The organism is Streptomyces sp. NPDC005925 (assembly GCF_040638805.1).
Lineage (GTDB): Bacteria > Actinomycetota > Actinomycetes > Streptomycetales > Streptomycetaceae > Streptomyces.
Map to the genome: position 1 here is coordinate 14,987 of NZ_JBEXVL010000040.1, position 24,955 is coordinate 39,941.

The following is a 24,955-nucleotide window of genomic DNA, read 5'->3' on the forward strand; positions in this document are numbered from 1 at the left end:
TCCGCCCGCCCGGCCCCTGTGACCAGTGACGACGGCACAGGAGTCCCGGCGGGGTCCCGGCGTTCACAGCCGAGTATTAGGAGGGCTTTAGCGCCGTCGAGGAGTCTGCCGTCCGGCGGGGACCCGCCCGCCCGATGCCCACGCCGGTACGCCGGCTGCCCGGTCATCGGGTCAGGGGCCCGGCTTTCTCGCGGAGAGGGGCGGTTGTCACCGGGATGGCGCACACCGAAGAGAAGCTTCTTGAGTACCTCAAGCGTGTCACCGCGGACCTGCGACAGACGGAACGCCGGCTGCGGGACGTCGAGTCGGCGGGCCACGAGCCGATCGCGGTCATCGGCATGGCCTGCCGTCTGCCCGGAGGGGTCCGGTCCCCCGAAGACTTCTGGGAACTGATCTCCGCGGGCGGCGACGCGGTCGCCCCGCTGCCCGGCAACCGCAACTGGGACCTCGACGCCCTCTACGACCCCGACCCGGAAAGCACGGGCACCAGCTACGTCCGCGAGGGCGGCTTCGTCTACGACGCCGGCGACTTCGACTCCACCTTCTTCGGCATCGGGCCGAGTGAGGCCCTGGCCATGGCGCCGCAGCAACGGCTCGCCCTGGAGACCGCGTGGGAGGCGATCGAACGCGCCGGCATCGACCCGCTCAGTCTCCGCGCCAGCGCCACCGGCACCTTCCTCGGCTGCGACGGCCTCGACTACGCGCTGGGCGCCTCCGAGGTGCCCGAGGGCACCGCCGGGTACTTCACCATCGGCAACTCCGGCAGCGTCACGTCGGGGCGGGTCGCCTACACGCTCGGCCTCGAAGGGCCCGCGGTGACCATCGACACCGCGTGCTCCTCGTCGCTCGTCTCCCTCCACCTGGCGGCGCAGGCGCTGCGCACCCAGGAGTGTTCGCTGGCCCTGGCGGGCGGTACGTACGTGATGTCGTCGCCCGCCGCGCTGATCGGCTTCAGCGAGCTGCGCGGCCTGGCCCCCGACGGCCGGTGCAAGCCGTTCTCCGCGGGCAGTGACGGCATGGGCATGGCCGAGGGCACCGGGGTGGTGCTGCTCGAACGGCTCTCCGACGCGCGCCGCAACGGCCACCAGGTCCTCGCGGTGATCCGCGGTTCGGCCGTCAACCAGGACGGCGCGAGCAACGGCCTCACCGCGCCCAACGGTCCCTCGCAGGAACGCGTCATCCGCGCCGCCCTCGCCAACGCCCGCCTGACCGCCGAGGACATCGACGCGGTCGAGGCGCACGGCACCGGAACCACCCTCGGCGACCCCATCGAGGCCGGGGCCCTCATCTCGGCCTACGGGCGGCAGCGGCCGCAGGACCGGCCCCTGTGGGTCGGCGCCGTGAAGTCCAACATCGGCCACACCCAGATCGCCGCGGGGGTGGCCGGCGTCATCAAGATGGTCCTGGCCCTGCGGAACGAACTGCTGCCCGCCATCCTGCACGTCGACGCTCCCTCCCCCCACGTCGAGTGGGACGGCAGCGGGCTGCGCCTGCTCACCGAACCGGTCACCTGGTCCCGCGGCGAACGGCCACGGCGCGCCGGGGTGTCGTCGTTCGGATTCTCGGGCACGAACGCGCACCTGATCCTGGAGGAGGCGCCGCAGGAGGACCACCAGGAAACGCCCGCTCCCGGGCCCGAACTCGCGCCGGGTGGGGTGGTGCCGTGGGTGGTCTCCGGGCGGACGGACGACGCGCTGCGGGAGCAGGCGCGGCGGCTGGGTGCGTACGTGGCGGGCGACCGGGGTGCGGATGCCCCGTCGGCCGACCTCGGCTGGTCGCTGGCCACGACGCGGTCGGTGTTCGAACACCGTGCGGTGGTCGTGGGCCGGGACCGGGAGACGCTCACCGCCGGACTGGAGGCGCTGGCGGCCGGTGAGCTGTCGCCGGACGTGGTGTCCGGCGCCGCGACGTCCGCCGGTGCGGGTCCGGTGCTGGTGTTCCCGGGGCAGGGCTCGCAGTGGGTGGGCATGGGCGCCCGGCTGCTGGAGGAGTCCCCGGTGTTCGCGGCCCGGATGGCCGAGTGTGAGCGGGCGTTGTCGGCGCATGTGGACTGGTCCCTGACGGAGGTGCTGCGCGGGGACGGCAGTGAACTGTCCCGGGTCGAGGTCGTCCAGCCGGTGCTGTGGGCGGTCATGGTCTCGCTGGCCGCGGTGTGGGCGGACTACGGCATCACCCCGGCCGCCGTGGTCGGGCACTCGCAGGGCGAGATGGCCGCCGCATGCGTCGCGGGCGCCCTGTCACTGGAGGACGCGGCCCGGATCGTGGCCGTGCGCAGTGACGCGTTGCGGCAGCTGATGGGGCAGGGCGACATGGCCTCCCTCAGCACGAGCGCGGAACAGGCCGCCGAGCTGGTCGGAGACCGGCCCGGCGTGTGCGTCGCCGCCGTCAACGGACCCTCCTCCACCGTCATCTCGGGCCCGCCGGAGCATGTGGCCGCCGTGGTCGCCGAGGCGGAGGCACGCGGGCTCAGGGCCCGGGTCATCGACGTGGGATACGCCTCCCACGGACCCCAGATCGATCAGCTGCACGACCTGCTGACCGAGCGTCTGACGGGCATCGAGCCGCGAGCCACGGACGTGGCGTTCTACTCCACCGTCACCGCCGAGCGGCTGACGGACACGACGACGCTGGACACCGGTTACTGGGTGACGAATCTGCGGCAGCCGGTGCGCTTCTCCGACACCATCGACGCCCTCCTCGCCGACGGCTACCGCCTCTTCATCGAGGCCGGCCCGCACCCCGTCCTCACCCTCGGCATGGAGGAGACCATCGAGCGGGCGGCCGCCTCCGCCACGGTGGTCCCCACCCTGCGGCGTGACCACGGCGACGCCACGCAGCTCGCCCACGCCGCCGCGCAGGCGTTCGTGGCGGGTGCCGAGGTGGACTGGCGGCGCTGGTTCCCCGCCGACCCCGCCCCCCGTACCGTCGACCTCCCCACCTACGCCTTCCAGCGCCGGCACTACTGGCTCGAACGGGCCGCGTCCGCCGTGAGCACCGGTGGTGAGCACAGTGCCGCCGAGGCTCGGCTGTGGCAGGCCGTCGAGGATCTCGACCTCGGGCTGCTGGCCGAGACGCTGCGCTCGGAGGAGGGAAGCGAGGAGGCCGTCCGGGCGCTGGAGCCCGCCCTGCCGGTGCTTCAGGGCTGGCGGCGACGCCACCGGGAGCAGGCCACCATCGACTCCTGGCGTTACCGCGTCACGTGGAAGCACCGGGCCGACACCGACGCGCCGGAACTGGACGGCGACTGGCTGCTGTTCGTTCCCTCCGGCCGCAGGGAGCACCCGGCCGTACGGGCCACGGCCGAGGCGCTCACCGAGCACGGGGCGGCCGACGTGCGGCTGCACGAGGTCGAGGCCGGCCGGGCCCGGCGCGAGGACCTGGCCGTGGTGGACACCGCGGGTCTCACCGGGATCGTCAATCTGCTGGCGCTGGACGAGGAACCGCACCCCGAGCACCCGGCCGTGCCCGCGGGGCTCGCCGCGACCACCGCCCTGGTCCAGGCCCTCGGCGACAACGGCACGACCGCCCCACTGCACACCGTCACACAGGGCGCGGTGTCCACGAGCGCCACCGATCCGCTCACCCACCCCGTCCAGGCCCACGTGTGGGGACTCGGACGCGTCGCCGCACTCGAACACCCCCGCCTCTGGGCCGGACTCGTCGACCTGCCGTCCCGCATCGACCGCCGCACCCGTACCCGTATCGCCTCCGTCCTCCTCCCCCAGGACGAGGACCAGACCGCCATCCGCCCCACCGGGACCCACACGCGGCGTCTCACCCACGCCCCCGCGGCGGCCCACGCCGCCACCGGGGCCGGCGACGGAAGCGGTCCCGGTGCCGTCGCCGGGTCCGGCTGGCAACCCCGGGGTACCACCCTCATCACCGGTGGTACCGGCGGTATCGGCGCCGTCCTCGCCCGCTGGCTCGCCCGCGAGGGCGCCCCGCACCTGCACCTGACCAGCCGCCGCGGCCCCGACGCGCCCGGCGCCCGCGAACTCGCCGCCGAACTCCATGAGTCGGGCACCACCGTCACCATCACCGCCTGCGACGTCAGCGACCCGGTCCAACTCCGCCGCCTCCTCGGCCGGACGCCCGACGAGCACCCCCTCACCGCGGTCATCCACGCCGCGGGCATCACCGATCTGACGTCGATCGGTGAGCTGACGTCGGCGCGTCTGGGCGAGGTGCTCGGCTCCAAGGCCGATGCTGCCCGGCATCTGCACGAGCTGACGCGGGACCTGGACCTCACGGCGTTCGTGATGTTCTCCTCCGGTGCCGGCGTGTGGGGCAGCGGCCAGCAGGGCGCCTACGGCGCCGCCAACCACTACCTCGACGCCCTCGCGGAACACCGCCGCTCCCACGGCCTGCCCGCCACCTCCGTCGCCTGGGGACCCTGGGCCGAAGCCGGGATGTCCGCGGACGAGGAGTCGCTGATGTACTTCAAGCGCTTCGGTCTGCACCCCATCGCCCCGGACCTGTGCGTCAAGGCGCTGCACCAGGCCGTCGGCGCGGGCGAGGCCACCCTGACAGTGGCGAACTTCGACTGGGCCACCTTCACCCCGACGTTCACCGCCCAGCGGCCCAGCCCGTTCCTCGAGGACCTCCCTGAGAACCAGCGGGAGCCCGAGCAGGCCGGGTCCGCCGCCGAGACGAGCGCGTTCCGCGCCGAACTGGCGAAGACGCCCGCGTCACAGCGGCACGGCTTCCTCGTCCAGCACGTCCGGACGTGCGCGGCCGCGACCCTCGGCCGCACGGTGGAGGACATCCCCGCCACCAAGCCGTTCCAGGAACTGGGCTTCGACTCGCTGACCGCGGTGCAGCTCCGCAACCAGCTCAACACCACGACCGGGCTCTCGCTGCCCGCCACCGTGATCTTCGACCATCCCACCTCCGAGGCCCTCGCCTCGCATCTGCGCGGGCAGCTCGGGGACGGCGGAGAAGCCGCCGGGGAGGGGAACGTGCTCGCGGCACTCGACACGTGGGACGCGACGTACGGCACGGCCGAGCTGGACGAGGCGGCACGTCGGCGCATCGTGGGCCGGCTGCGGGTGCTGGTCTCCAAGTGGAGCCCGGAGCAGGACGGCCCGGAAGGAGGCGATCTTGCCCATGCCGACCTGGAGGCGGCGAGCGCGGACGACATCTTCGACCTGATCTCGAACGAGTTCGGGAAGTCCTGACCCCGCCCCGCCTCCCACGCCGCCCCGGCCCTCCGACACCCGACCCTCCGGCGCCCGATCCCCTCCACGTCCCGGTTCCCCCTTCGACGCCTCTGCCCCCTCCCCCGCCGATCCCTTCCGTCCCCGCCGATCGCTCCCGTCCCCGCCCCACACATACGTCCCCGATCACCACGTAGCGCCAAGGAGCCTGGGTCAGATGTCGAACGAGGAGAAACTTCTCGATCACCTCAAGTGGGTCACCGCGGAGCTGCGCGAGGCCCGCCAACGGCTCCGCGACAAGGAATCGGCCGAGCCGGTCGCCATCGTGGGCATGGCCTGCCGCTATCCCGGCGGCGCCCGGTCCGCCGAGGATCTGTGGCGCCTGGTGCGCGACGGGGGCGACGCCGTCTCCGGCTTCCCCGACGACCGGGGCTGGGACCTGGAATCGCTGTACCACCCGGACCCGGAGCACCCTGGCACCAGCTATGTGCGGGACGGCGCGTTCCTGTACGACGCGGGCGACTTCGACGCCGACTTCTTCGGCATCAGCCCCCGCGAGGCCCTCGCGATGGACCCGCAGCAGCGGCTTCTCCTGGAGACCGCCTGGGAGGCCATCGAGCACGCGGGCCTGAACCCGCGGGCTCTGCAGGGCAGCGACACCGGTGTCTTCACCGGAGTGAGCGCCCACGACTACCTGACGCTGATCAGCCAGACGGCCAGTGACGTCGAGGGGTACATCGGCACCGGCAACCTCGGCAGTGTGGTGTCGGGCCGGATCTCCTACACGCTGGGGCTCGAGGGCCCCGCGGTGACGGTCGACACGGCCTGCTCGTCGTCCCTGGTGGCGATCCACCTGGCGGCGCAGGCACTGCGGCAGGGCGAGTGCTCGCTCGCCCTCGCGGGCGGCTCCACCGTGATGGCCACGCCGGGCCCGTTCACCGAGTTCTCCCGGCAGCGCGGCCTCGCGCCCGACGGGCGGTGCAAGCCGTTCGCGGCCGCCGCAGACGGCACCGGCTGGGGCGAGGGCGCCGGGGTGGTGGCCCTGGAGCTGCTCTCCGAGGCGCGGCGTCGCGGCCACAAGGTCCTCGCGGTCGTGCGGGGTTCGGCCGTGAACCAGGACGGCACGAGCAACGGGCTCGCCGCCCCCAACGGTCCCTCCCAGGAGCGCGTCATCCGCGCCGCCCTCACCAACGCCCGTCTCTCGCCCGAGGACATCGACGCCGTGGAGGCGCACGGCACCGGTACCACGCTCGGCGACCCCATCGAGGCCAATGCGCTCCTCGCCACCTACGGGCGGGCGAGGCCCGAGGACCGGCCCCTCTGGCTCGGTTCGGTCAAGTCGAACATCGGTCACACGCAGGCCGCCGCCGGTGTCGCCGGGGTGATCAAGATGGTCATGGCGATCCGCCACGGCCTCCTGCCCGCCTCGCTCCACATCGACGCGCCGTCACCGCACGTCCAGTGGGAGCAGGGCGGCGTACGACTGCTCTCCGAGGCGGTCGCCTGGCCCGCGGAGCGCACGCGGCGGGCGGGCATCTCGGCGTTCGGTATCTCGGGGACGAACGCGCACGTGATCCTGGAGGAGGCGCCGGAGGAGGACCCGCAGACGGGCCCGGTTTCCGTGCCGACTCCGTTGGCGGGTGGGGTGGTGCCGTGGGTGGTCTCCGGTCGGTCGGGGGACGCGTTGCGGGATCAGGCGCGGCGGCTGGGCGGGTTCGTGGCCGGTGGCCGGGGTGGGGATGCCTCGTCCGTGGAGGTCGGCTGGTCGCTGGCGACGAGCCGGGCGGTGCTCGAGCACCGTGCGGTCGTGGTGGGCGCCGACCGGGATGTGCTGTCGGGTGGTCTGGAGGCTTTGGCGGCGGGTGAGGCGTCGCCGGACGTGGTGTCGGGAGTCGCCGGTGATGTGGGACCGGGTCCGGTGCTGGTGTTCCCGGGGCAGGGCTCGCAGTGGGTGGGCATGGGCGCCCGGCTCCTCGACGAGTCCCCGGTGTTCGCGGCCCGGATGGCCGAGTGTGAGCGGGCGTTGTCGGCGCATGTGGACTGGTCCCTGACGGAGGTGCTGCGCGGGGACGGCAGTGAGCTGTCCCGGGTCGAGGTCGTGCAGCCGGTGCTGTGGGCGGTCATGGTCTCGCTGGCGGCGGTGTGGGCGGACTACGGCATCACCCCGGCCGCCGTGGTGGGGCACTCGCAGGGCGAGATGGCCGCCGCATGCGTGGCGGGCGCCCTGTCGCTGGAGGACGCGGCCCGGATCGTGGCCGTGCGCGGTGACGCGTTGCGGCAGCTGATGGGTCAGGGCGACATGGCCTCCCTCAGCGTGGGCGCGGAACAGGCCACCGAGCTGGTCGGCGACCGGCCCGGCGTGTGCGTCGCCGCCGTCAACGGACCCTCCTCCACCGTCATCTCCGGCCCGCCCGAGCATGTGGCCGCCGTGGTCGCCGAGGCGGAGGCACGCGGACTGCGCGCCCGGGTCATCGACGTCGGATACGCCTCCCACGGCCCGCAGATCGATCAGCTGCACGACCTGCTGACCGAACGCCTCGCCGACATCCAGCCGCAAGCCACCGACGTGGCCTTCTATTCGACGGTCACCGCCCAGCAGCTCGACGACACCACCGCCCTCGACACCGGCTACTGGGTGACCAACCTGCGGCAGCCGGTGCGTTTCGCCGACACCATCGACGCCCTCCTCGCCGACGGCTACCGCCTGTTCATCGAGGCCAGCCCGCACCCCGTCCTCACCCTCGGTATCCAGGAGACCATCGAGCAGACCGGCGTCACGGCCACCACCGTTCCCACTCTGCGGCGTGATCACGGTGACGCCACGCAGCTCGCCCACGCCGCCGCGCAGGCGTTCGTGGCGGGTGCCGAGGTGGACTGGCGGCGCTGGTTCCCCGCCGAGCCCACCCCCCGTACCGTCGGCCTGCCCACCTACGCCTTCCAGCACCGGCACTACTGGGTGGCGCCGCCCGCGGCCGCGGTGTCCGCGGGCGGCGGGCACGATCCGGTCGAGGCCCAGGTGTGGCAGGCGATCGAGGACCTGGACATCGACGCCCTGGTGAGCAGCCTGGAGATCGAGGGGCAGGCGGAGACGGTCGGGGCGCTGGAGCCCGCGCTGCCCGTCCTCGCGGCCTGGCGGCGCCGGCACCGGGAGCAGTCCACGGTCGACTCCTGGCGCTACCACGTCACCTGGAAGCACCTGCCCGACGCGTCGGCACCCGAGCTCGCCGGGACGTGGCTGCTTCTCGTGCCCGCCGCGCAGGCCGAGCACCCAGCCGTCCTGGCGACCGCGCAGACACTGGCAGCCCACGGCGGCGAGGTGCGGCGTCACGTCGTCGACACGCGCACGGTGGAGCGCGTGGGGCTGGCCGAGGAGCTGCGGTCCCTGATGGGCGGGGAATCCGACGGTGAGGACACCGGCGGCGGGATCACCGGGATCGTCAATCTGCTGGCCCTCGACGAGGAGCCGCACCCCGCGCATCCGGCGGTGCCGGCCGGGCTCGCCGCGACCACCGCCCTGATCCAGGCCCTCGGCGACAACGGCGCCGACACGGGCGTACGCACCCTGACGCAGGGTGCCGTGTCCACGAGCGCCACCGATGCCCTCACCCGTCCCGTGCAGGCCCAGGTCTGGGGTCTGGGGCGCGTCGCCGCGCTGGAGTATCCGCGGCTGTGGTCCGGGCTGGTGGACCTGCCCGCCCGCATCGACCACCAGACGCTCACCCGTCTCGCCGTCGCTCTGGCCCCGCAGGACGAGGACCAGATCGCCGTACGTTCCACCGGTGTCCATGCCCGGCGCCTCTCCCACGCTCCCGCCAACCGGCTGAGCGGTGTGGTGGGCTGGCGGCCGGAGGGAACCACGCTGATCACCGGTGGCACCGGCGGTATCGGCGCCGTCCTCGCCCGCTGGCTCGCCCGTGAGGGCGCCCCGCATCTCCTCCTGACCAGCCGACGCGGCCCCGACGCGCCCGGCGCCCGCGAACTCGCCGCCGAACTCACCGAGCTCGGCACCACCGTCACCATCACCGCATGCGACGTGGGCGACCGCGAGCAGGTACGCCGCCTCATCGACGACGTCCCCGCCGGACAACCGCTCACGGCCGTCATCCACGCGGCCGGCGTGCCGAACTACATAGGCCTCGGCGAGGTGTCGGCCGCGGAGCTGGACGAGGTGCTGCGGCCGAAGTCGCTCGCGGCGCTCCATCTGCACGAGCTGACGCGGGACCTGGACCTCACGGCGTTCGTGATGTTCTCCTCCGGCGCCGGCGTGTGGGGCAGCGGCCAGCAGGGCGCCTACGGCGCCGCCAACCACTACCTCGACGCCCTCGCCGAACACCGCCGCTCCCACGGCCTGCCCGCCACCTCCGTCGCCTGGGGGCCCTGGGCCGAAGCCGGGATGGCGGCCGATCAGGCGGCGTTGACGTTCTTCAGCCGTTTCGGTCTGCACCCGCTCGGCCCGGACCTGTGCGTCAAGGCGCTGCACCAGGCGCTCGACACGGGCGAGACGACGCTGACGGTGGCGAACTTCGACTGGGCCACGTTCACGCCGACGTTCACCGCGCAGCGGCCCAGTCCGCTCCTCGCCGACCTGCCCGAGAACCGGCGGTCCGGCGCACCCGCGGCACAGGAGGACTCCGCTGGGGCGTCCTCGCTGCAGCAGGAGCTGACCGAGGTGAAACCGGCGCAGCAGCGGCAGTTGCTGCTGCAGCACGTGCGCTCCCAGGCGGCGGCCACGCTGGGGCACTCGGACGTCGACGCGGTGCCCGCGACGAAGCCGTTCCAGGAGCTGGGCTTCGACTCGCTGACCGCTGTGGAGCTGCGCAACAGGCTCAACAAGAGCACCGGTCTGACGCTGCCGACCACCGTCGTCTTCGACCACCCCACGCCCGACGCGCTCACGGACGTCCTGCGGGCCGAGCTGGCGGGGGACACGGCGTCCGGCACGGCACCGGCGGCCACCGCCGCCCACGCCGACGACGAGCCGATCGCGATCGTCGGCATGGCCTGCCGGTATCCGGGCGACGTCCGCTCCCCGGAGGAGCTGTGGGACCTGGTCACGGCCGGCAGGGACGCCATGGGGGACTTCCCCGACGACCGGGGCTGGGACCTGGAGACGCTGTACGACCCGGACCCGGAGAGCCGCGGCACCAGCTATGTGCGCGAGGGCGGATTCCTCTACGACGCGGGCGACTTCGACGCCGGTTTCTTCGGCATCAGCCCCCGCGAGGCCATCGCGATGGACCCGCAGCAGCGGCTCCTGCTGGAGACCGCGTGGGAGGCGATCGAACGCGCGGGGCTCGACCGCGAGGCCCTCAAGGGCAGCAACGCCGGGGTGTTCACGGGCCTGACCATCTTCGACTACCTGGCGCTCATCGGCGAACGGCCCACCGAGGTGGAGGGGTACATCGGCACCGGCAACCTCGGTTGTGTGGCCTCCGGCCGGGTGTCGTACGTGCTCGGCCTCGAAGGCCCCGCGATGACCATCGACACCGGTTGCTCGTCGTCCCTGGTGGCGATCCACCAGGCGGCGCACGCGCTGCGGCAGGGCGAGTGCTCGCTGGCTCTCGCGGGCGGTGCGACGGTGATGGCCACGCCGGGCGCGTTCGTGGAGTTCTCCCTGCAGCGCGGCCTCGCCAAGGACGGGCGGTGCAAGCCGTTCGCGGCCGCCGCCGACGGCACCGGCTGGGCCGAGGGAGTCGGCCTGGTCGTCCTCGAGCGGCTCTCGGAGGCGCGGCGCAACGGCCACCAGGTCCTCGCGGTGATCCGGGGTTCGGCCATCAACCAGGACGGTACGAGCAACGGCCTCACGGCGCCCAACGGGCAGGCGCAGCAGCGGGTGATCCGGCAGGCCCTCGCCAACGCGCGCCTGACCGCCGAGGACGTCGACGCCGTGGAGGCGCACGGCACCGGCACCATGCTGGGCGACCCCATCGAGGCCAGTGCGCTCGTCGCCACGTACGGCAGGGAACGACCCGGGGACCGGCCACTGTGGCTCGGCTCGGTCAAGTCGAACATCGGGCACGCGCAGGCGTCGGCCGGTGTCGCCGGTGTGATCAAGATGGTCATGGCGCTGCGGAACGAGGAGCTGCCCGCCTCGCTGCACATCGACGCCCCCACGCCGCACGTGGACTGGGACGGCAGCGGTGTGCGGCTGCTGTCCGAGCCGGTCGCGTGGCCGCGCGGCGAACGCCCGCGCCGGGCCGGTGTGTCCGCCTTCGGCATCTCGGGCACCAACGCGCACCTGATCCTCGAGCAGGCTCCGGACGTGCCCGAGCCCCTCACTCCGCCGTCGGTCGAATCGCCGGCCGGAGTGGTGCCGTGGGTGGTGTCGGCACGCGGCGAGGACGCGTTGCGTGCCCAGGCCGGCGCGCTGGCCGAGCGTGCGACGGCCGACCCGCGGCTGGCGTCGCCCCTGGACGTGGGCTGGTCCCTGGTCAAGAGCCGGTCGGTGTTCGAGAACCGTGCCGTGGTCGTGGGCAGGGACCACGAGACGCTCCTGGCCGGACTACGGTCGCTGGCGGCGGGCCGGCCGTCGCCGGATGTCGTCGAGGGCACCGTCCAGGGTGCCTCCGGTGCGGGTCCGGTGCTGGTGTTCCCGGGGCAGGGCTCGCAGTGGGTGGGCATGGGCGCCCGGCTCCTCGATGAGTCCCCGGTGTTCGCGGCCCGGATGGCCGAGTGTGAGCGGGCGTTGTCGGCGCATGTGGACTGGTCCCTGACGGAGGTGTTGCGCGGGGACGGCAGTGAACTGTCCCGGGTCGAGGTCGTCCAGCCGGTCCTGTGGGCGGTCATGGTCTCGCTGGCCGCGGTGTGGGCGGACTACGGCATCACCCCGGCCGCCGTGGTCGGACACTCGCAGGGCGAGATGGCCGCCGCATGCGTCGCGGGCGCCCTGTCACTGGAGGACGCGGCCCGGATCGTGGCCGTGCGCAGTGACGCGTTGCGGCAGCTGATGGGTCAGGGCGACATGGCCTCCCTCAGCACGAGCGCGGAACAGGCCGCCGAGCTGATCGGGGACCGGCCCGGCGTGTGCGTCGCCGCCGTCAACGGACCCTCCTCCACCGTCATCTCCGGCCCGCCCGAGCATGTGGCCGCCGTGGTCGCGGAGGCGGAGGCACGCGGGCTCAGGGCCCGGGTCATCGACGTCGGGTACGCCTCCCACGGACCCCAGATCGACCAGCTCCACGACCTGCTCACCGAACGCCTCGCCGACATCCAGCCGCAAGCCACCGACGTGGCCTTCTATTCGACGGTCACCGCCCAGCAGCTCGACAGCACCACCGCCCTCGACACGGGCTACTGGGTGACCAACCTGCGGCAGCCGGTGCGCTTCTCCGACACCATCGACGCCCTCCTCGCCGACGGCTACCGCCTCTTCATCGAGGCCAGCCCGCACCCCGTCCTCACCCTCGGTATCCAGGAGACCATCGAGCGGGCCGACCTGCCCGCCACCGTGGTTCCGACCCTGCGGCGTGACCACGGCGACGCCACGCAGCTCGCCCGTGCCGCCGCCCAGGCCTTCACCGCGGGCGCCGACGTCGACTGGACGGGCTGGTTCCCGGCCGTTCCGCTGCCGCGGGTGGTGGACCTGCCGACGTACGCGTTCCAGCGGGAGCGGTTCTGGCTGGAGGGCCGCCGGGGTCTCGCCGGTGATCCCGGAGGGCTCGGGCTCGCCTCGGCGGGACACCCCCTGCTGGGAGCCGCCGTGGAGCTCGCGGACCGCAGCAGCCACCTGCTGACCGGCCGGATCTCTCCCCGGGACCAGGCGTGGCTGGCCGAGCACCGCGTCATGGACACCGTGCTGCTGCCCGGTTCGGCCTTCGTGGAGCTCGCGCTGCAGGCGGCGGCACGTGCGGGCTGCGAGGAGCTCGCGGAGCTGACACTGCACACCCCGCTCGCCTTCGGGGACGACGGGGCGGGCGCGGTCGACCTGCAGGTGGCGGTCGGCTCCGTGGGCGAGGACGGCCGGCGCCCCGTGTCCGTTCACTCGCGGCCCACGGGCGAGGGCGAGGATGCCGTGTGGACCCGGCACGCCGCGGGTGTGGTCGCTCCCGGCGGGCCCGACGCCGTGGACGTCCCGTTCGGGGGTGCCTGGCCACCGCCCGGGGCGACCGCGGTCGGCGGGCACGATCCGTACGGCGAACTCGCCTCGCACGGTTATGACTTCGGACCGGCGTCCCAGGGCCTGGTGTCCGCCTGGCGGCTCGGGGACGACATCTTCGCCGAGGTGGCGCTGCCCGAGACGGAGAGCGGGGGCGCCGACCGCTACCAGGTGCATCCGGTGCTGCTCGACGCGACGCTGCACGCGCTGATCCTGGACGCGGTCACCTCCTCCGCCGCCGACACCGAGCAGGTGCTGCTGCCGTTCTCGTGGAGCGGACTGCGGGTGCACGCGCCGGGCAGGGGCAGACTGCGGGTCCGCATCGCCCGCACCGCGCCGGACCAGCTGGCCCTGACGGCCGTGGACGACGGCGGGGCGCCGGCCCTGACGCTGGAGTCGCTCACGGTACGGCCGGTGGCGGCGCATCAGATCGCGGGTGCCCGTGCGGCGGACCGTGACGCGCTCTTCCGGCTCGCGTGGACGCCGTCGGCCGCGCGGGCGGACGAGGGCGGCGGCACGGTACGTGCGGCCGTCGTCGCGCCGGACACGGAGCCGCTGGGCGTCGCACTGGCCGACGCACTGGCCGACGCGCTGTCCGGTGCGTCGTCCGGTGCGTCGTCCGATGTTTCCGTCCGGGGTACGTTCACCGCGCTTCGGGAGAGCGTGGCGGACGGGACCGGGGCGCCCGATGTCGTCCTCGCCGTGTGCGCGGCGCCGTACGACGGTGCGGGCGGCGATGCGGCGAGGGACGCCCGGCGGGCCGCCGTGTCGCTTCTGTCGCTGCTCAAGGAGTGGGTCGACGATCCCCTGTTCGCGGCGAGCCGCCTGGCCGTCGTGACCCGGGGTGCGGTGGCCACCCGGCCGGGCGAGGACGCCGGCGGTCTGCCGGGCGCCGCGCTGTGGGGTCTGGTGCGCAGCGCCCAGGCCGAGAACCCGGGCCGCCTCACGCTGCTCGACCTCGACGGTACGGAGGCGTCCCTGGCGGCGCTGTCCGGCGTGCTGACGTCCGAGGAGCCGGAGCTGGCGCTGCGGGACGGCCGGACGTACGTGCCGCGACTCGTGCGCGACGACGCCTCCACCCGGCTGGCGCCACCGGTCGGGTCGGTCACCTGGCGACTGGCCGGGGCCGACGGGATCCTCGACGCGGGCGGGTTGGCTCTCGTCGACGCCCCCGAGGCGGGGCGGGCGCTGGAACCGCGCGAGGTGCGGGTGGCGCTGCGTGCCGCGGCACCGGGCCCGGGTCCGCTCGGCGCGGGTCGCGTCGAAGGGGCCGGTGTGGTGACGGAGGTCGGCGGCGAGGCCGGGCCGGTGGGCGTGGGCGACCGCGTGATGGGCCTGTTCGACGTGGCGGGGCCGGTGGCCGTCACCGAGGCGGCGCTGCTCACGCCGGTGCCTTCCGGGTGGAGCTGGGCGCAGGCCGCCGGGTCGCTGGGGGCCTACGTGGCCGCGTATCACGTCCTGGCGGACGTCACGCCGGGCGGGGACGACGCGCCGGGCGTGGACACCGTCGCGTCGCGCGGCGCGGGTTCGGCCCTCGCCGGTGCGTCGCTGCTCATCGAGGAGGAATGCGGATCCGTCGGCCGGGCCGCGCTCTGCCTCGCCCGGCACTGGCGGGCGGAAGTCGTCGACGGCACCCTGCCGGACCGTGCGGCGGACGAAGAGCCGGACGTCGTCATCGGCCGCGAGGAAGGGGCCGCGCCCGGCGCGGGCGCCCTCGTCGTGCGCCGCGCCGGCGGGGCGGACGCGGGGCAGACCGTCACGCCGCCCGAGCCCGGCCGGGTACGCGGCATCCTCGCCGCGCTGGCGGAGTTGAGCGGCGACGGCGTCCTGGTGCCGCTCGACGTCACCGTGTGGGACATCCGGCAGGCGCCCGCGGCCCGGCGGCAAGGGGTCCAGGAACCGCAGGAGTCCCCGGCGGCGGCTCCCCGGACGGTGTTCACGCTGCCCGTCGCGTTCGACCCCGAGGGCACCGTACTGATCACCGGCGGTACGGGCGCACTGGGCGCGCTGACGGCCCGGCACCTCGTCGCGCGCCACGGCGCCAGGCATCTGCTCCTGTCCAGCAGGCGCGGGGCCGACGCGCCGGGAGCCCTCGAGCTGGCGGCCGAGCTCTCCGCGCTCGGAGCGCGCGTCACCTTCGCCGCCTGCGACCCGGGCGACCGTAAAGCCGCCGCCGCCCTCCTGGAGTCGGTGCCGGCGGACCACCCGCTGACCGCCGTCTTCCACTGCGCGGGCACGGTCGACGACGCGGTGGTGCAGAACCTCACGGCCGGGCAGGTCGAGGAGGTGATGCGCGTGAAGGCGGACGCCGCGTGGCACCTGCACGAGCTGACGCGGGACGCGGACCTGTCCGCCTTCGTCCTGTACTCCTCGGTCGCCGGGCTGCTCGGCGGCCCCGGCCAGGGCAGCTACACGGCCGCCAACGCCTTCCTGGACGCGCTGGCCCGCCACCGGCACGACGGCGGCACGGCGGCCACGTCGCTGGCGTGGGGGTACTGGGACCTGGAGAGCGGGATGTCGGGACGGCTCACCGACGCCGACCGGGCGCGCCACGCCCGCGCCGGCGTGGTCGGGCTCGGCGCGCAGGAGGGCCTCGCCCTCCTCGACACCGCGTGGTCCAGCGGTCTGCCGCTGCTCGCGCCGGTCCGTCTCGACGTGGCCCGGATGCGCCGGCAGGCGGAGAGCCACCCCGCTCCCGCGCTGCTGCGGGATCTGGTGCGCGGCGGCGGCAGGAGCGGCCAAGGCTCCGTGCCGGCGGGAGCGTCCGCGTTCCTCAAGTCGCTCGGCACGATGTCCGACGCGGAGCAGGACGAGGCGCTGCTGGACCTGGTGCGTACCCATATCGCGGCGGTCCTCGGCCACGACGCGGCCACACCGGTCAACGCGCAGCAGGGGCTGCGGGACCTCGGCTTCGACTCCCTGACCGCGGTGGAGCTGCGCAACCGGCTCTCGGCGGCGACCGGGCTGAAGCTGCCCGCCACGTTCGTCTTCGACCACCCCAACCCGGCGGAGCTCGCCGCGCATCTGCGGCAGGAGCTGGCGCCGCCCGCGGCGGACCCGCTCGCCGACGTCCTGGCGGAGTTCGAGCGGCTGGAGAGTTCCCTGCTGTCGGTCTCCTCGATGGGCGGCGCCGCGCGGGCCGAACTGGCCGGGCGGCTGCGCGCCACCCTGGCCCGGCTCGACGTGCCGCAGGACACGGCCGACGAGGCCTCGGTGGCCGCCCGTATCCAGGACGCGTCGGCGGACGAGATCTTCGCGTTCATCGACCGCGACCTCGGCAAGGACAGCGGCAACGGACAGTCCGTGGAAGGACAGCGATGAACGAGTTGGCCCGCAAGAAGCGTGTCCTGGAGCACAGCCGGCGGATCAACGCCGGGGACCTCGAGGGGATCGTCGAGCTGTACGCGCCCGACGCCGTCCTCGAGGACCCGGTCGGCCACCCGCCCCTCACCGGGCACGACGCGCTGCGCGCGCACTACGCGCGGTTGCTCGCCGCGCGGGTGCGGGAGGAGGCGGCCGAGCCCGTGGCGGGGCAGGACGCCACGCACGCGCTGGTCCGGATCACCTCTGTCATGGACTACCCGCCGCTGGGCCCGCTGTACGCCGAGCGGGGCTGGCTCAAGGCCCCCGACGCTCCGGAGACGGCGCGTCTGCGGCGCACGGCGATGCTCGTGGTGCGCATGGACGCGTCCGGCCTCATCCGGCATCTGAAGTCGTACTGGGGCACGTCCGATCTCACCGTCCTCGGCTGACCGGCAGCCCAGGCCCCACCCTTCCTGGAGGTGCGATGCCCGACGAGGCCACCCGCAAGCAGATGGCCGTCGACTACGCCGAGCGGATCAACGCGGGCGACATCGAAGGCGTCCTCGACCTGTTCACGGACGACATCGTCTTCGAGGACCCCGTGGGGCGGCCGCCGATGGTGGGCAAGGACGACCTGCGGCGCCATCTCGAACTGGCCGTCTCCTGCGGCACCCACGAGGTGCCGGACCCGCCGATGACGTCGATGGACGACCGTTTCGTGGTGACGCCGACGACGGTGACCGTGCAGCGGCCGCGGCCGATGACGTTCCGCATCGTCGGCATCGTCGAGCTCGACGAGAACGGGCTCGGCCGCCGCGTCCAGGCGTTCTGGGGAGTCACGGACGTGACCATGGACGAGCCCGCCGAACCCGTGGCCGGGAACGCCGGCTCCGTGGCCGGGAACGCCGGCTCCGTGGACGGGCCCGCCGGCTCCGTGGACGGGCCCGCCGAACCCACCCACCCCGAAGGGATCCGCGCGTGACCACCACCCGACCCGCACACGCCGTCGTCCTGGGTGCCAGCATGGCAGGCACCCTGGCGGCCCACGTCCTGGCCCGCCACGTGGACACCGTCACCGTCGTGGAACGTGACGCACTGCCCGAGGAGCCCCAGCACCGCAAGGGGGTTCCGCAGGGCCGCCACGCCCACCTGCTGTGGTCCAACGGCGCCCGCCTCATCGAGGAGATGCTGCCCAGCACCACCGACCGGCTCCTCGCGGCCGGCGCCCGCCGTCTCGGCTTCCCCGAGGACCTGGTGACCCTCACCGGGCAGGGCTGGCAGCACCGCTTCCCGGCCACCCAGTTCGCCCTGGTCGCCAGCCGTCCCCTGCTCGACCTGACGGTGCGGCAACAAGCCCTCGCCCCGGGGAACATCACGGTCCGCGACCGGACCGAGGCCGTCGAGCTGACGGGCGACGGCCGCCGGGTCACCGGGGTCGTCGTACGCGGCCTCGACAGCGGCCGGCAGGAACCGCTGGAGGCCGACCTGGTGATCGACGCCACCGGCCGGGGCTCCCGCCTCAAGCAGTGGCTGTCGTCGCTCGGCGTGCCCGCCCTGGAGGAGGACGTCGTGGACGCGGGCGTCGCCTACGCGACCCGGCTGTTCCAGGCCCCGCCCGGCGCGACGACGCACTTCCCGGCCGTCAACATCGCCGCCGACGACCGGGTGCGCGAGCCCGGACGCTTCGGCGTGGTCTACCCGATCGAGGGCGGCCGCTGGCTCGCGACCCTCTCGTGCACCCGGGGAGCCCACCTGCCCACGAGCGAGGAGGAGTTCGTTCCCTTCGCGGAGAACCTCAGCCATCCGGTCATCGCCGAGCTGCTCCGGGACGCCGAACCGCTCACCCCCGTCTTCGGTTCCCGCTCCGGCGCGAACCGCCGCCTCTACCCGGAACGGCTGGAGCAGTGGCCCGACGGCCTGCTCGTCGTGGGTGACTCGCTGACCGCGTTCAACCCGATCTACGGCCACGGCATGAGCTCCGCCGCGCGCTGCGCCGACACCCTCGACCGCGAGTTCACGCGGCACCCGCAGAGCGGGCCGGGGGCCGCGCTCCGCCTCCAGAAGGCCATCGGCGCGGCGGTCGACGACCCGTGGATCCTGGCCGCGACCAAGGACATCGACTACGTCAACTGCCGTGTCTCCGCGACGGACCCGCGGCTCACCGGCGTGGACACCGCGCAGCGCCTGCGGTTCGCCGAGGCCATCACCGCGGCCTCGATCCGCTCCCCGAAGGCGTCCGAGATCGTCACGGACGTCATGAGCCTGAACGCGCCGCAGTCCGAGCTGGGCTCCAACCGCTTCCTGATGGCGATGCGCGCCGGCGAACGCCTCCCGGAGCTGTCCGCTCCCCCGTTCCGCCCGGAGGAGCTGGCCGTGGTGGGCCTGGACGCGGCCACGATCACGGCGGAGCCCGTACGCTCCTGACCGCCCACTCTGGTGCGCCGTCGTACCGGTGGGCGGCCCACGCCGGACGGCCGCGGGGCCGCCCGCACCGGCTCACCTCAGGGCGGCCCGCAGATCCAGCCGTTTGACGTCGAGCTTCCGGTAGATCCGTGTCAGGTGCTGTTCCACCGTGCTGACGGTGACGCACAGCTGCCGGGAGATCTGCCGGTTGGTGAGCCCGTCGGCGGCCAGTTCCGCCACCCGCCGTTCCGCGTACGTCAGTTCGGCGCCGGGTCCGGGGGGGCCGGTCCGCTCCGGTGTGCCGGGGACGGGGGCGGGGCCGGCCGCGCCGTCCCAGCGCCGTGCGAGGATCTCCGCCCGGCGGGCCAGCAGGCGGGCGCGTTCCGGCTCGCCCCGTTCGCGTACGGCCACGCTCTGGTCGGCCAGGGCCCGCGCCAGCTCGAAGGGGTCACCGCTGTCCTGGAGGACCGCCACGGCCTCGTCGAGCAGCTCGGCGCGGTCCGGGCCGGGGGATGTGGCGGCCTGCAGACGCAGCGTCATGCCGCGGGTGCGGCCGTCGGCGGGGGCGGGCAGCGCGAGCTGTTCCCGGACGAGCCGGCGGGCCAGGAGGGACTCGCCGAGCGCCAGGTACGCTTCGGCGGCGCCGAGGCGCCACGATTCCAGAGCCGGCAGGTCGACGCCCCACCGGCTCATCCGCGTACCGCAGGCGTAGAAGTCGCACAGGGCCGCGTAGTGGCAGCCGGTGGCCAGGTGGTAGCGGCCCCGCGCCGCCAGGTAGTGGAGTCCGGTGCGGGTCTGGAACACGGCCTGCGCGACGGGACGTTCGAGCAGGGCCGCCGCTCCGTCGACGTCGCCCAGGGCGGTCTTGGCCTGCACGGCGGCGGCCAGCGGAAGGCCGACGGCGGCGCCCCAGCCCTTCGGGCCGAGCAGGGCGAGGGCGTCCTCCGCGCGCTGCCGGGCGGCGGCCGGGTCGCCCTGGCGCAGGTGGAGCAGGGCCCGCCAGGCGTGGAACAGCGCCTGCCAGGTGGGGCTGTCGCGTTCGCCGGCCTGCGCGAGGAGACCGTCGCACCAGGCGGCCGCCCGGTGCGGCCGGTCGCGGTAGGTCAGGGCGGCCAGGGCGGCCGTCTGGACGGCGACGGTGCGCGGGCCGAGCCGGTAGCGGTTCAGGGCGCGCTCGGCCGCTTCGACGGCGTCACGTTCACCGCCGTGCAGCAGGTCGTTCATCAGGGTGCCCGCGCCCTGCAGCTCCGGGGTGACCGCGGGAGGGGCGGAGCCCTGCGCGGACAGGACGCCGGATCCCAGGCGCTCCTTGACGTGCCCGGGGTAGAGGTAGGCGCCCCACAGCCATGGGGTGTCCAGGTCGGCGGCGTTCATCGGCGGTGCCCCGGCCGGACCCGGACCGGCGAGCGCGCCGATCGCGTCGAGCCCCTCCTCGACCCGCCCGTGCCAGAGCAGGTGGGCGGGGAGCGGCGGGGCGGGGTCGGCGGTGGCCCCCGAGGGGGCGGGGGAAGGGGACGCGGTGGCCCGGGACGCGGTCCCGGTGGCGGGGTCCGGGAGGTGCCGCAGGACCTTCGCGGGGTCCAGGCGCCACTCCGCGTCGGCGAGCGCGCCGACGAGCGCGGCCCGCCGTTCGGGGTCCCGGCACCGCCGGTGGGCGGCGCGCAGATAGCCGACGCCCGTCTCCAGCCGGTCCTCGTCCAGGGCGAGTTGGGCCGCCTCCTGGAAGACGGGCACCGCCCAGGGAGTGTGGTCCGACCGGTCGGCGGCCACGAGGTGGGCGGCGACCTCGGTGGCCGGCGCTCCCTCCTCGTACAGCAGGCCGGCCACCCGCCCGTGCAGCGCGCCGCGCTCCTCGGGGGTCATGCCGTCCAGGACCGCCGCCCCGAACGCCGGATGGCACGGGCGGCCCTCGTGCAGCACCTCCGCGGCGGTCAGCTGCCGCACCGCCCTCGCGACGGACGCGGCGTCCGCGTCGAGGAGCCGCCCGGCCAGTTCCGGTGCGCCGTACCGCCCCAACGCGGCCAGGGCGCGGGCGACGTGGACGACCGGCGGCTCGTGCCGGTACAGATGGCTGAGCACCGCGCGGCCGTACGCCTCTCCGGGACCGCCCGCCGTGCGGTGGTCGTCGGCCAGCGCCTGGACGAGGAGCGGGTAACCGGCGCTCATGCCGTGCACGACAGGGGTGAGGTCCTGCGCCGTACGCCCGTCCAGGTGCCGCGCGAGGACGGCCTCCACCCCGGCCTTCGTCAGCGGTTCGAGGCGTATCCGGCGCAGCGCGGGCTCGCGCAGGAAGTCGCTGCCGAGCAGGGCGTTGTCCGCCTGCTGCTGGGCGTACTCGGTGAACAGCACGTGGAGCCGTGCCGACCTCAGTCGGCGCACCATGGAGTGCAGGCACTGCAGGGAGGCCGGGTCGGCGTGGTGCGCGTCGTCGACGGCGATCACGACGGGCCGCTCGGCGACCAGGTCGCGCAGCACCTGGCACAGCCCGCGCAGGGCGGACACGGCGAGCAGCGGGCCGGCGCCGTCCGCACCCCCGGCGGGGCCGGCCGGGGGCGGGGCCACCGGGGAGGCGGGGGCCGAAGGCGACGCGGAGGCCGGGGAGGTGGGGGCGTACGTGGCGGCCGGCGGGGCGGTGGCCGGGGACGCGGAGGCCGGGTCTGTGGCGGCCGACGGGCCGGTCGCAAGGAACCTGGGGGCCGAGGGGGCGGTGACCGGAGGAGGCGTGGTGGCCGTGGACGCGGTGATCGCGTCCTCGTACAGCGCCAGCGCGCGTTCGGCACTCGGGGCGGGCAGACCGGGGCTGCGCAGCAGCTGTTCCAGGACCCCCAGCGGCAGGTCGCGCTCGGCACGGCACGCCGTGGCCGTCAACACCACGGCCCCGGGGCCCAGGCTGTCCGTCCAGGCCCGCAGCAGCGCCGTCTTGCCGGTGCCGACCGCGCCGCTCAGCACGACCAGGCTGCCCTGGGTGTGCGGGGCGCCGTCGAAGGCGCGGTGCAGAGCGGCCAGTTCCTCGTCCCGTTCCACCAGGTTCACCGCTCGCCCCAATCCGTGGTCGCCCGTCCCGTGTCGTGCTGTGGCAGGGGGTCACCCGCCGTGCCGTGGCAGGGGGTCACCCGCCGTGCCGCGCGGAAGGCCGACCGCCGCACCGCGGCGAGGGCCCGTCCTGCCCCGCCGCGGCGGGAGGCGACCGCCCGCCGTGCCGTACGCGCCGATCACCCGCCGTGCGGGCGGGGCCCGGGTGGCCCGTCGGGCCGTGCGGGGCGCGTCACTGTGTGCCCCACTCGCGGTCGATCAGCGCGAACATGTCGTCGGCGCTCGCGGTCGACAGGTCCTCCGCCCCGGCCTGCTCGCCCTCGTCGGCGGGGCCGGCCGTGTCCGCGGCGTCGGGCTGCTTCCACAGCAGGGCCTGCAGGCGCCGGATCAGTCCCGTACGGCGAGGGTCGTCCACGGCGAGACCGGCGAGGGCCGCTTCCAGCTCGTCGAGGTGGGCGGCCACCGGGAGCTCTCCCGCGCCGCCGTCGGGCAGCACCCGGTCCAGCAGGTGTTCCGCGAGGGCGCGGGGCGTCGGGTAGTCGTAGACCAGCGTGGCGGGCAGGCGGAGTCCGGTGGCGGCGCGCAGCCGGTTGCGCAGCTCCACCACCACGAGGGAGTCGAAGCCCAGGTCCTTGAAGGCCTTTTCCGGTGCCACCTCCTGGCCCGGCTCGTAGCGCAGGACGGCCGCCACCTGGGTGCGGACCACGTCCAGGAGTGCGCCGGTCCGCTCGCGTACCGGCAGGGCGGACAACTCCCGACGCAGCTCCGCGGCCTTCTCCGCCTGTCCGGCACTGTCCGACGAGGAGTCGAGGATCCGTACGGCCGCGGGGACCCCGTCGAGCAGGCGGGAGGGGCGGGCCAGCGTGAACAGGGGCGCGAACCGTTCCCACTCGATGTCGGCGACCAGCACGTGCCCCCTGCCTCCGTCGAGCACCGACTGCAGTGCGCCGAGCGCCAGCTGCGGTTCCAGCGGGGGCAGTCCCTGCCGCCGGGACAGTCCGGTGGCGCCGCGCGCCAGGTCCAGGCCGTCGGGCAGGTCCCAGATGCTCCATCCCACGGAGACGACCCGGGGGCCCTCCGTGCCGTGCTGCTGCGCGAGGGCGTCGAGGTAGGCGTTGGCGGCGGCGTACACGCCGTGTTCCCTGCTGCCGAGCGAGGCCGCCACGGAGGAGAAGAACACCACGGTCTCCACCGGGCCGAAGCAGGCCGGTCCGCCGGGGCCCGCGAGACCGGCGAGCTCCATGGCGGCGGAGGTGGCCGAGGCGAGGGCGTCGGGCGTGACGTCCGCCAGCGGTGCGAGCTCGCCGGGCAGGGAGGTGTGGATGACCGTCCTGATCCGTACGTCCGTCAGCTCGCCGAGCGCTCGCGCGACCGCTTCCCGGCCCTCGGACGGCCTGCCGGGAAGTACCGTCAGACGGGTGCCCTGTCCGGCGAGTTCGGCCGCGAGCTCGTCGTCCCGGCGGCGGCTGTCGGCGGGACCCGTGTCCAGGAGTACGACGTGCTCGGCGCCGCTCGCGGCGAGCCGGCGCACGACCTGCTCCGTGAGGTGGCCGACGCCGCCGGTGACCAGGACGGCGCCCTGCGGCTGCCGGCGTCCGGCGGTCTCCTCCCCGGGGCTGGTGTCGGGCACCAGACGACGGCCGAGCACCCTGCCCCGGCGCAGCGCGACCTGGTCCTCGCCACTGTCACCGCACAGCACGGCGTACAACGTCCCCGCGTCGAGCCCCTCCGGGGCGGCGGGCAGATCCAGCAGGCCGCCCCACAGCTCCGGGTGTTCCAGGGCCGCGACCCGGCCGAGCCCCCAGACCGGGGCCTGCGCCGGGAAGAGGACCGGATCGTCGTCACCGCACGAGACCGCGCCACGGGTGGCACACCACAGGCGCGCCTTCGGGCCGGCGTCCAGCAGACCGTGCAGCAGCGTCAAGGTGTCGGTCAAGCCCCGGCCCGGGCGGTGGCCCGCTCCTTCGGCGGACGGTTCCGGCGCGTCGTCAGGCTGTTCGCCGAGGGCCAGCAGGGACAGGACTCCGGCGAGCGGCGTGCCGTCCGGGAGTCCGGCCTGCGACGACCGGAGCAGATCCGCCAGGTCCGCGCGGCCGGAGTGCCGGCCGACCTCTACGAGGGTCACCGGTACGCCCGCCTCCGCCAGTGCCCCGGCGCACGCTCGCGGCCAGTCCCCGGCGCCGGACTCGGGGGCGACGACCAGCCAGGCTCCGTGACCCGGCACCTCCCGGACGGACCCGTGCGGCGCTGACGCGTCCGGAGCCGACGCGGCCGAGGCAGAGGTAGAGGCAGATGCGGTGGGGACGGGTGCGGCGGAGGGCGGCGGGACGGCGGTGGGCTGCCAGTCGACGCGGTAGCGCCAGGCATCGACGATCGACCGCTCGCGTCGCTCGCGCCGCCACGCGGACAGGGCGGGGAACACGGTTTCCAGCGCCGACCTGTCTGCGTCGTCCTTGAGGTGCAGGGTGTCGCTGAGGGCCTGGACGTCCGCGCCTTCGACGGCCGCCCAGAATCCGGCCTCCTCCCCGTCCGCGGGGGTCACCGCTTCGGGGGCGGCGACGTCCGCGAGCCAGAAACGCCGCCCCTGGAAGGCGTAGGTCGGCAGATCGACCAGATGGGGCGCGGGGTCGGCGGGGAAGAACACCGACCAGTCCACCGTGAGCCCAGCCGTGTGCAGCCGTGCCATGGCCTGCGCGAACGCCACATCGTCCGGCTGAACGGAGTCGAGCGAAGCGGTCACCACCGCCTCCCCACCCCCGGCCGGCACGTCCAGATCGTCCAGGGTGTGCTGCACAGCAGTGGCCAGGACAGGACCCGGACCCAGCTCGACGAACACCCCGGCAGTCGCACCGACCTGCGCGACGGCCGGCTGGAAGAGCACCGCCTCCCGCACATGCCGCACCCAGTACTCCGCCGACGCAATCTCCTTACCCGCCCGCACACCCGTCACATTGCTGACCAACGG

Annotated in this window: 7 protein-coding genes; 5 read left to right on the forward strand and 2 right to left on the reverse strand. The window is 74.6% G+C overall.

Annotated features, from left to right (window positions below; all coding sequences use genetic code 11):
• The first annotated feature begins 215 nt into the window (after window positions 1–215).
• The 5 genes from ABZ354_RS27270 (at window position 216) to ABZ354_RS27290 (ending at window position 18,978) form a co-directional block, all read left to right on the forward strand.
• Window positions 216–5,177, forward strand: coding sequence for a type I polyketide synthase (locus ABZ354_RS27270; RefSeq protein WP_358661133.1), 4,962 nt, complete (start codon window positions 216–218; stop codon window positions 5,175–5,177).
• Between the two features lie 196 nt (window positions 5,178–5,373).
• Complete coding sequence (locus ABZ354_RS27275; protein ID WP_358661134.1) at window positions 5,374–16,572, forward strand: type I polyketide synthase; 11,199 nt, start codon at window positions 5,374–5,376, stop codon at window positions 16,570–16,572.
• On the forward strand, window positions 16,569–17,003 hold the full coding sequence (locus ABZ354_RS27280) for a nuclear transport factor 2 family protein (protein WP_358661136.1): 435 nt from the start codon (window positions 16,569–16,571) through the stop codon (window positions 17,001–17,003). Before ABZ354_RS27275 ends, ABZ354_RS27280 begins: the two co-directional genes overlap by 4 nt.
• Before the next feature lie 35 nt (window positions 17,004–17,038).
• Window positions 17,039–17,536, forward strand: a complete 498-nt coding sequence (locus ABZ354_RS27285) for a nuclear transport factor 2 family protein (protein WP_358661138.1) — start codon at window positions 17,039–17,041, stop codon at window positions 17,534–17,536.
• Complete coding sequence (locus ABZ354_RS27290; protein WP_358661140.1) at window positions 17,533–18,978, forward strand: FAD-dependent monooxygenase; 1,446 nt, start codon at window positions 17,533–17,535, stop codon at window positions 18,976–18,978. The genes ABZ354_RS27285 and ABZ354_RS27290 overlap by 4 nt, the downstream gene beginning before the upstream one ends.
• A gap of 72 nt (window positions 18,979–19,050) precedes the next feature.
• On the opposite strand, the gene ABZ354_RS27295 is transcribed toward ABZ354_RS27290, so the two are convergent.
• Window positions 19,051–21,990: an AAA family ATPase gene (locus tag ABZ354_RS27295; RefSeq protein WP_358661142.1), complete on the reverse strand. Its 2,940-nt coding sequence runs from the start codon at window positions 21,988–21,990 to the stop codon at window positions 19,051–19,053.
• A 232-nt stretch (window positions 21,991–22,222) separates the two neighbouring features.
• The coding region (locus ABZ354_RS27300; protein ID WP_358661144.1) for a KR domain-containing protein at window positions 22,223–24,955 on the reverse strand (2,733 nt) is incomplete at its 5' end.

Coding starts and splice junctions, on each gene's coding strand:
- ABZ354_RS27270 (WP_358661133.1), top strand. CDS start 216: ATGGCGCACACCGAAGAGAAGCTTCTTGAGTACCTCAAGCGTGTCACC.
- ABZ354_RS27275 (WP_358661134.1), top strand. CDS start 5,374: ATGTCGAACGAGGAGAAACTTCTCGATCACCTCAAGTGGGTCACCGCG.
- ABZ354_RS27280 (WP_358661136.1), top strand. CDS start 16,569: ATGAACGAGTTGGCCCGCAAGAAGCGTGTCCTGGAGCACAGCCGGCGG.
- ABZ354_RS27285 (WP_358661138.1), top strand. CDS start 17,039: ATGCCCGACGAGGCCACCCGCAAGCAGATGGCCGTCGACTACGCCGAG.